This is a genomic window from Brevibacterium sp. H602, assembly GCF_051172395.1.
GTDB lineage: Bacteria > Actinomycetota > Actinomycetes > Actinomycetales > Brevibacteriaceae > Brevibacterium.
On the sequence record NZ_JBPIZD010000013.1, the window covers coordinates 116,813 to 125,238 of the forward strand.

Annotated in this window: 9 protein-coding genes; 3 read left to right on the forward strand and 6 right to left on the reverse strand. The window is 64.1% G+C overall.

What is annotated here, in order from left to right; all coding sequences use genetic code 11:
• Positions 1 to 41 precede the first annotated feature (41 nt).
• The gene (locus tag ACSBQT_RS11655) at positions 42 to 521 is read left to right on the forward strand and encodes a hypothetical protein (protein ID WP_410710455.1); all 480 of its coding nucleotides are present in this window, start codon (positions 42 to 44) and stop codon (positions 519 to 521) included.
• Here the strand turns inward: ACSBQT_RS11655 and ACSBQT_RS11660 are convergent.
• Positions 509 to 898 carry a winged helix-turn-helix transcriptional regulator gene (locus tag ACSBQT_RS11660; protein ID WP_410710456.1) on the reverse strand — a complete coding sequence of 130 codons (390 nt, stop codon included), beginning with the start codon at positions 896 to 898 and terminating at the stop codon, positions 509 to 511. The genes ACSBQT_RS11655 and ACSBQT_RS11660 overlap by 13 nt on opposite strands.
• Before the next feature lie 114 nt (positions 899 to 1,012).
• Here ACSBQT_RS11660 and ACSBQT_RS11665 point away from each other — a divergent pair, with 114 nt between their 5' ends.
• Entirely contained in the window at positions 1,013 to 1,618 is a 606-nt protein-coding gene (locus tag ACSBQT_RS11665; RefSeq protein WP_410710457.1) for an NAD(P)-dependent oxidoreductase, read from the forward strand.
• Between the two features lie 161 nt (positions 1,619 to 1,779).
• Here ACSBQT_RS11665 and ACSBQT_RS11670 read toward each other — a convergent pair whose 3' ends face one another.
• The 5 genes from ACSBQT_RS11670 to ACSBQT_RS11690 form a co-directional block, all read right to left on the reverse strand.
• Entirely contained in the window at positions 1,780 to 3,153 is a 1,374-nt protein-coding gene (locus tag ACSBQT_RS11670) for an NAD(P)/FAD-dependent oxidoreductase (protein ID WP_410710458.1), read from the reverse strand.
• 91 nt (positions 3,154 to 3,244) lie between these two features.
• Positions 3,245 to 4,489: a S8 family peptidase gene (locus tag ACSBQT_RS11675; RefSeq protein WP_410710459.1), complete on the reverse strand. Its 1,245-nt coding sequence runs from the start codon at positions 4,487 to 4,489 to the stop codon at positions 3,245 to 3,247.
• Positions 4,486 to 5,433 (reverse strand): Ppx/GppA phosphatase family protein, encoded by a 948-nt coding sequence (locus ACSBQT_RS11680; RefSeq protein WP_410710460.1) that lies wholly within the window; start codon positions 5,431 to 5,433, stop codon positions 4,486 to 4,488. The genes ACSBQT_RS11675 and ACSBQT_RS11680 overlap by 4 nt, the downstream gene beginning before the upstream one ends.
• Before the next feature lie 8 nt (positions 5,434 to 5,441).
• Positions 5,442 to 5,969, reverse strand: coding sequence for a DUF501 domain-containing protein (locus tag ACSBQT_RS11685; RefSeq protein ID WP_410710461.1), 528 nt, complete (start codon positions 5,967 to 5,969; stop codon positions 5,442 to 5,444).
• Complete coding sequence (locus ACSBQT_RS11690) at positions 5,969 to 6,463, reverse strand: septum formation initiator family protein (RefSeq protein WP_410710462.1); 495 nt, start codon at positions 6,461 to 6,463, stop codon at positions 5,969 to 5,971. The genes ACSBQT_RS11685 and ACSBQT_RS11690 overlap by 1 nt, the downstream gene beginning before the upstream one ends.
• Before the next feature lie 512 nt (positions 6,464 to 6,975).
• Between ACSBQT_RS11690 and ACSBQT_RS11695 the strand changes: the two genes are divergently transcribed.
• Positions 6,976 to 7,983 (forward strand): DUF559 domain-containing protein, encoded by a 1,008-nt coding sequence (locus tag ACSBQT_RS11695; RefSeq protein ID WP_410710463.1) that lies wholly within the window; start codon positions 6,976 to 6,978, stop codon positions 7,981 to 7,983.
• Positions 7,984 to 8,426 lie beyond the last annotated feature (443 nt).

Below are 8,426 nucleotides of genomic sequence, written 5' to 3' on the forward strand. Positions count from 1 at the left end.
TGCCAAATCACACTCTCCGCCCGAACAGGCAGAATGGTGTTATGACCTTCGTACTTCTCACCGCCGGCGATCATCCCCGGTTCGTCGACGGCACCGATGATCCGAACCTCGCCGAGGCGGCCGGGCCCGCCGTGCTCATCGCCGTCGACAGCGCTGCCGACGACTCCGATTCCGGCCCTGACATCGGCACCGAGGCGCCGTCACTCAACGCATGCATCGACGCCCCCTACCGTCCTCTCGCCTTCCGCGAGTCGGGAGCCGACTGGTCGGACATTGATTTCGAGGCCGCCGATCATTGGGAGCAGATGGGACCGGAGCTGCGGCGCCGCCTCGTCGAGGATCACCTCGCGACGCTCGCTGTCGGAGAGTTCAAGGTGGCGACGAACAACGGCAGCGCCTCGATCATCACGAACAACTGGGTCTACTCGGGCTCACCGCGCACCTACCGCGCCGCGGGCCGCCTGAGAGAGCTCATCACCGTCCTCGGCGAACTCACCCGCAGGGCCGATCAGCGCGCCTGAGCATCATCCATCTCAGCCTGGCGATCACGATTGTCGATCAACTCGGCGACATTGCGCTCGGCCCACCTCCGCAGCGCAGTCACGGGAGCCTGCAGCGAGCGACCGAGATCGGTGAGCGAATACTCCACCCGCGGGGGCACCTCCCCAAACGACTGCCTGGTCACCAAGCCGTCGGCGACGAGTGATCGCAGCGTCGAGGTGAGCACCTTCGGGGTGATGCCCCCGATCGCCTGTCGGATCTCTCCGAAGCGCTTTGGGCTGTCATCGAGGATCTCGATGATGAGCACCGTCCACTTGTCACCGACCCGATCGAGGATGACTCGGGTGGGGCACTCCGGATCGAAGGCATCGCCTTCCCAAGAATCTCTGATTTTCATATCCCAATAGTATCTTTGAGGTACTCCCTTTCCAAACGATAGTGTCATGATGTCATCACAGCAGGAACCACCTCGGCGCCGCGAACCCGACGCCGCAGCAGAAAGGGACACACCATGAAGATCGCACTCTTCGGAGCATCCGGAATGATCGGCTCCCGCGTCACCGCCGAGGCGGCCGGCCGCGGCCTCGACATCACCGGCATCACCCGCTCGGGCACCGACGTGCCCGGTGCCGCCCGCAGCATCAAGGGCGATATGGCCGATGCCGAGTTCGACGCCCGCATCGCCGCCGAACACGACATCATCGTCTCCACCACCGGTCCCAGCCGCACCGGCGGGGACCACCAGGAGTGGCTCGACGCCCTGAAGACCTTGGCCGAGAACAGCGGCAACACCCGCATCTTCGTCGTCGGCGGCGCCGGTTCCCTGTGGGTCGGCGACACCATGCTCAAGGACACCGAGGGCTTCCCCGCGAGCTACAAGGCCGAATCGGAGACCGGCACCCGAGCGCTCGAGCTGCTGCGGACAGGCAACTGGTCGCCCTGGACGCTCATCTCCCCCGCACCGGAGATCGCCCCCGGGGAACGCACGGGTTCGTACAAGACCGAGCTGGAGGTCCCGGCCGGTGACGCAATCTCGGCCGAGGACTTCGCGGTCGCCATGGTCGACGAGATCGTTGAACCGAAGCACATCGACGTCCGGTTCACCGTCGCGAACTGACCGAACTGACGGTCGATGACCATGCGCGGCGGCTCCTGACACCCAGAGGAAAGCCAGTCGCTCGCGGTCATGCGAACATGACAGCGCCGGGGATGCACAATGCATCCCCGGCGCTGTCGTCTCACCAGGACAGGTGACCGGATGGCACCGGCCGCCTCGAATCAAGCCTTGGCAGGTTCCTTCTTCGGAGCCGGCTTCGAGTTGGCAGCCTCGACGAAGTTCTTGCGCGGAACATCGAGGTCTGCCAGCGGCGTGGCGTCGCGGCCGAGGACGGCGCTGACGAACCAGTTGCCGAAGACCCTGACCTTGCGGTCCATGGTCGGGATGGCGTAGCCGTGGTAGGCGCGGTGCATGAGCCAAGCGAGGAGTCCGCGGGCTTCGAAGTCACCCATCTGCGAAACACCCTTGTACACACCCAGACCGGCGACCGTACCGATGGTCTTGTGGAAGTACTGCTTGAACTCGGTCTCTCCACGCAGTGCGGCGAGCACATTGGCAGCAAGCACGGGAGCCTGGCGCACAGCGTGCTGAGCGTTGGGCACGCAGAAGCCTGCCACTCCGCCGCCGGACAGGTCGGGAACAGCGGCGTTGTCGCCGGCCGCCCAAGCGCCCTCGACGACACCGTCATCGCCCTCGACCCGCAAGTCGGCGCGTACGGTGACATTGCCGCGTTCGTTGATCGGCAGGTCGGAGTCGATGAGCACCGGGTTGGCCTTGACACCGGCGGACCACACGATCGTGTCGGCGTCGAACTCTTCGCCGTTCGAGAGCTTGACGTGCTTGTCGGTGCAGTCCTGAAGGAAGGTCTCGAGGTAGACGTCGATTCCCCGTTCGCGCATGTGCTCGACGACCCAACGGGCCTGAGCTTCGCCGACCTCGGGCATGACGCGGCCGAGGGCCTCAACGAGGACGAAGCGGACATCGGCTTCAGTCAGCGTCTCGTACTGTGCGATGGCCGAACGGACCATGTCCTCGAGTTCGGTCAGCAGCTCGATGCCAGCGAATCCGCCGCCGACGAAGACGAAGGTCAGAGCCTTGCGGCGCTCTTCGTCGTCCTCCATCAGAGCGGCGTCGGCCAGGCGGGAGAGGAGGTGGTCGCGCAGGGCGACAGCTTCTTCGATGCGCTTGAGCGCGATCGCGTTCTCCTTCAGGCCCGGGATAGGCAGCGCACGGGCAACCGAACCGGAGGCGAGGACGATGTGGTCGTAGTCGAGTTCGAACGCTTCATCGTTCTCGGGTTCGATGGTGGCGAACTTCTCGGCGTGGTTGATCGAGGTGACCTTCGCGGTGATGACCTCGGCACCCGGCAGGTTGCGGCGCAGCGGCACCACAGCGTGACGAGGCTCGATCGATCCGGCTGCCACCTCGGGAAGGAACGGCAGGTAGGTCATGTACGGGTTGGGATCGACCACGGTGACGGTGGCTTCGCCCCGACCTAGGTTCTTCAGCAGATTCTGAGCGGCGAGCAGGCCGACCGAGCCGCCACCGACGACGAGGATTCGTGGACGCAGTTTTGAGTTTCTGATGAGTGCCATAATCCCATGCTAGACCCTTGTGAAAACTTTCACTAATTGTTTGTCTCACGGACTCGAACGCCCCAGATCAGAGCAGTTTCTGCACCTGGCCTCAGTGGCGACGGCGGGCGAAGGAGACGATCGAGATGATCATGAGGACCACGGCGATCAGGGCTCCGGCACCGAGGACGGCGAAGCCGAGCATCGGCGTCGACTGCGTGGCGACGATATCGGTCGGGGCGAGAGCCTTCGGGCTCTCGGTCTCGTCCGGGGCGGCGGTTTCCGTCTCCTCCGCCTTCGCATCTCCACGGCGATGCATCTTCACCCAGTCTGCAAGCTCATCCTCGGCGGAGGCGACGTTCTTGGGCGCTTTCGCCTTGATGGCGCTCTGCGGGTCGACGCGCCCCCAGCCGACGATCGGGTCGGGCTTGCCCTTCTTGCTCACGCCCTTGTGACCGTCCACCGGTTTGGCACTCGACTGCAATATGGCTCGGACCTCATCGGCGCTGAGGTCGGGGTTCTCGGATCGGATGAGCGCTGCCACACCGGACACGACGGGTGAGGCGAAGGAGCAGCCTTGGCCTTCGGCGTAGCCGCCGCTGTAGTACGGAATGGGAATGTCCTTGGCCGGACCCATGAGGTCGACGGCGGTGCCGGGGGCGGTGGAGTCGTCGAGGACCTTCCCGTTCTGGTCGAGTCCGCCCACCCCGATGACGCCCGGAACCGTCGACGGCGACCACGCTTGGGTCGCTCCCTGCGAAGCGTTGCCGACGCAGGCGACGACGAGCACGTCCTTCTTGTACGCGTAGGCGAAGGATTCGTCCCAGCTCTCGGGCCAGCCCGGATCGTCCCATCCCAAAGACATGTTGATGACCTTCGCACCGGAGTCGACAGCCCATCTGATGGCCTCATCGGCCTGTTCTCGAGTCGATCCGGATTCCTTGGGGCGGTCGGGGCCCAGCCACATCGATGCCGACAGGATCTCTGCGTCCGGGGCGACGCCGGTCGGCCCGGCACCGACTCCTCGGCCGGCGATGACGCCGGCGACGGCGGTGCCGTGGTGGATCGTGGTCTTTCCGCCGAGCGGGGTCTTGCCGTCCTTGCCCAGCCCGCTGAAGTCCTTGGACTTCTTCACGACGCCTTTGAGGTCTTCGTGGTCGGAGTTGACGCCGGAGTCGATCACTGCGACCTTGACGCCCTTGCCCGTGGACTTCTTCCAGACCTTGTCGATTCCGTAGTCTTTGATGAACCATTGGCCGGGTCCGGCCTTCGGCGCGGCCATGACGGGTTGGGTGGTACCGACGACGAGTCCGAGGACGACGGTCGTGACGGCGAGGAGTCGCGCGGCGGCTCTCACGAGCTCGTCAGCGCGAGGTCGAGCGCGGTCCCGTCGAGGATGTCGGTTTCGGAGATACGAATATCCAGCGAGCCTCCGGCGGCTGCCACGGCTTGGTCGAAGCGGGCGACGATCCTGGCGAAGAGCAGCGATCCGGCGCCGATGACGTCGACGCGTCCGGGATGCATATACGGCAGCTCCGTGCGTGCCTGGCGGTCCATCGCCAGAAGTCTTCGGGATTCATCTGCGACGTCGGCGACGCTGATATGTGCTCCGTGGATGCGCTCTCGCTGGTAGCTCTCGAGTCCGAGGATGCCTGCGGTGATCGTGGTGACGGTGCCGGCGACTCCGATGAAGGTGCGCGGGGCGGAGAAGTCGACGATCTGCGCGGCCTGGTCCAGCTGGGCGTCGATATCGCTCAGAGCCGCCTGGATCTGCTCCTGGCTGGGGGTTTCGACCGGCATGTGCCTTTCGGTCAGACGCACCGACCCGATGTCCATGCTCACTGCCGCTTGGACATCGTCTCGGCCGAGGACGAGCTCGGTCGAGCCGCCGCCGAGGTCCATGACGACATACGGTCCATCAGCATCTGTCAGGCCGACAGTGGCGCCGAGGAAGGACAGCCGGGCCTCTTCTTTACCGGCGATGACGTCGGGGACGATGCCGAGGATCGAGAAGATCCCGGCGAAGAACTCATCGCGATTCTTCACGTCGCGACTGGCCGAGGTCGCGACGAACCTCAGCTTCTCCGGCTGGTACTCGGCGGCCACCTCGGCGAATTCCTTCGCCACGGCGAAGGTCCGCTCGAGCGCCTCAGGTGCGAACTCGCCGGTGGCGTCGACGCCTTGGCCGAGGCGGACGATCCGGGTTTCGCGACGCAGGTCAGTGAGGGTGCCGTCGGCGGCGACATCGGCGATGAGCAGGCGCAGGGAGTTCGTCCCGCAGTCGAAGACAGCAACACGCATGGCAGGTCCTAGTCGGTGGATTCGGTGGTGGCAGCGGTCTCGGCCAGCGGCGGCACATCGTTCATGAACGACAGTGCGCGGTCGCCGATCGGGTTGACGCCGAGCCCGGCGGACAGCGAGTGGCCAACGAGGGCGTGGAGGCATTTGACCCGGTTCGGCATTCCGCCCGCGGAGTAGTCCTTGATCTCTTCGACTTCCGCCAGGCCCGCTGCAGAACCGATCTCAGAGCGGACGTCGAGGTAGGCCCGGTGCGCGGCGGCGTAGGCGGCGGCGAGCTCGTCGTCTTCGCCGATCTCCGTGGTCCATTCGGCCATGATCCCCGAGGCTTCCAGCCGCGAGCATTCGGCCACATAGGCGGGGTGGGTGAGGTAGAAGGTCGTCGGGAACGGTGTGCCGTCCTCGAGGCGCGGAGCCGTGGCGACGACGAGAGGCTCACCGGATGCGCTGCGGGCGGCGATGCCGACCACGCCTCGGGGAATGCGTCCGAGTTGGTCTTGGAGGACAGCGAAATCCGCCTCGGTGCACTCTGTGATCATCAGCTCTTCTCCACGGTGTTGCCGGTCTCCTGAATGGACTCCAGCAACTCAAGGTACCAGGCCTGCTTGCGAACCGGCCGTTCGGGCTCGGATTCCTCGTCGACGGCCTCTTGATTCGTGACGATGACCGCGTTCTTGCCCTTTTCCACGTAGTACTGGTCTTCGCGGGCCTTGCGCTTGATGTAGGCGGGGTCTCTGAGGTTCTCGTTCTTCTCTTCGAGGCTCTTGACCTCGGCTTTCGTCGTCTCGATCTCGTTATTCAATGCCGCGATCTGCTGGGCCTGCTTGAGCGCGGAGTTCAGGGGCGAGAGGAATGCGAGGAGGACGGCTGCGACGACAAGAAGGAAGATGCCCGTGCGCACCGACATGCGGCGGCCGCGCGCCTCGGCGTCCATGCCGGCATCGGCTTCGATGACCGGTTTCGGGCGTCGACGAGGGGTGGCTTTGCCAGGAGCCGATTTCGGGGCACTTCGTCTGGGCTTGCTCGGGACCATGCTTCTTTCCTCTGCGACTGGGGATCAGGGAAGAGTGTCGCAACATCTCCAAGTGTGCCGTGTCCGCATTCCCTGCGCGAGGATTTCGGACACGTGGCGTGTTCGATTCTCACGTATCTTCGATCACGTCTCACGTTCTTCCCGACTGCCGCAGCGCATCCCTCACCTTCACCGCTGAATCCTCACGACAGTCGCTTCTCCTACACCTGCTGACGCATCTCTCACCCTCGCCGCCCCCAGGCATCTCTCACCTCTGCTGCTTCCCCCTCCCCGCAGTCCCAGCTCCTACACCCACGACGGCACCCCTCTCCCTTGGCAGCAAACCACCTCGCTCCTGCGGTGGGCTATGCGCCTCCGGGTGACGGATGCCCGCAGGTTGCCACCGGCGATCACCTGACCTGCGACCAGTTATCTCGCGAAAGCTCCGCCCGATCAGCGCTCCATCCACACAGTTATCCACAGACGTGCAATCATTCGTTGCCATTTGATGTGGTTTAATGCATTTTAGATGCATGTATAAACTATTGAGCACCGATGACATCCTTCGGCTCGGATTCAATCATGGCGACATCAGGCGCGCCCGCAGGTGCTGTCTGCGGCGGCTGTCACGGGGCACATATCTGGTCCGCCGTGTCTGCGAGCTGGACTTCCATCGCCCGCTCTGGGCGAGCATCGATGAGCAGATCCACCAGGTCTTCATCGAACATGGAGACATTCGGGACGAGGTCAACGATCTCAGCGCCTCGGTGATGGCTCACTTCACTCAACGTTCCGATCAGAGAACCGACGATGCGAAACCGAATCCACCGGCGGAGATCTTCTCGCACATATCCGCGGCCCTCATCCACAATCTGCCGATCTCCCACCCTGTCACTCACCAAGTCGAGGTCGTCCGGCCCGGCACCAACCGCAAGTTCAAGACCATCCACGTCCGCGGCAGCCGCATCCCGAAGAACCATCGCGCCACGATCGACGGGGCCGAGGTGACCACGCTCGAACGCACACTCATCGACGTCGCCCGCAGCTACAATCTCGACGTCTCCGTGCCGATGATCGATGATGCGCTGCACCGCGAACTGACAACCAGAGAGAAGATCCTCACGACGTTCGCCCAATGCTTGGAGAAGCGCAGTTCCGCGAAAGTGCGATTGGCCATCGATCTGGCTGATTCACGTCGCGAATCACCCGCCGAGGCGGTCGCCGCGGTGCGATTCTACGAACACAGGATCACGGGGCTGGAGCCGCAGGTCACGTTCCGGGCCGACAACTTGAACCGGAATATCCGTGTCGACTTCTGTCACCGTCGGGCTCGTCTCATCGTCGAGATCGACGGCATCGGCAAGCTCTATCTGGGCTCAGGTGTCCCCCGCGAGGAACTCGAACAGGAACGCCGCCGCGAGCAGTGGCTGCGCGACCAAGGTTGGCAGGTGATTCGGATCAGTTGGAAGGAACTGTTCGAAGAGGCGAAGTTCTATGACATCCTCCGCGTCATCCGCCGTACGCAGAACGCCACCGCCTGATCCCCGCCACGGTCTTCTATGCCCTCAATGCATCGCCAACCGCAGGCACATCGTGCACCGTTGCTGTCACACACTCCCTTTGCGTCAGGCATTTGGGCGCAAAGGGCGCGTTGCGGAGAGTTTCATCCTGCACCGTTGCTGGCAATTCCTACAGGTGCTCGGCCGCCCCTCACCCGCAGTGACTCGTCAGAGTGGTGCACCGGTGCCATTTGCGAGGAGCGCGTGACTCAGCCGCCAGTGGGCGGAAATGAGACCACCGATGACAGATGGTGGCGCGGAGAGCCGGGCCCTGCAACGGAGAATCGTCGCGATGAGGAGACTTCGCGGTGAGAAGTGCAGCCCCGAATGGACGAAGACCCGACGGCGGGAAGACTCGAAGCGAGAAGCCTAGATGAGGGAAAAGCCGAACCGGGAAACACCGAGGCGGGGCCGGGCGATCGTTG

Excerpts from the sequence above, each read along its gene's own strand:
- ACSBQT_RS11670 (WP_410710458.1), bottom strand. The coding sequence starts at position 3,153 with ATGGCACTCATCAGAAACTCAAAACTGCGTCCACGAATCCTCGTCGTC.
- ACSBQT_RS11655 (WP_410710455.1), top strand. The coding sequence starts at position 42 with ATGACCTTCGTACTTCTCACCGCCGGCGATCATCCCCGGTTCGTCGAC.
- ACSBQT_RS11680 (WP_410710460.1), bottom strand. The coding sequence starts at position 5,433 with ATGCGTGTTGCTGTCTTCGACTGCGGGACGAACTCCCTGCGCCTGCTC.
- ACSBQT_RS11665 (WP_410710457.1), top strand. The coding sequence starts at position 1,013 with ATGAAGATCGCACTCTTCGGAGCATCCGGAATGATCGGCTCCCGCGTC.
- ACSBQT_RS11660 (WP_410710456.1), bottom strand. The coding sequence starts at position 898 with ATGAAAATCAGAGATTCTTGGGAAGGCGATGCCTTCGATCCGGAGTGC.
- ACSBQT_RS11690 (WP_410710462.1), bottom strand. The coding sequence starts at position 6,463 with ATGGTCCCGAGCAAGCCCAGACGAAGTGCCCCGAAATCGGCTCCTGGC.
- ACSBQT_RS11695 (WP_410710463.1), top strand. The coding sequence starts at position 6,976 with ATGTATAAACTATTGAGCACCGATGACATCCTTCGGCTCGGATTCAAT.
- ACSBQT_RS11685 (WP_410710461.1), bottom strand. The coding sequence starts at position 5,969 with ATGATCACAGAGTGCACCGAGGCGGATTTCGCTGTCCTCCAAGACCAA.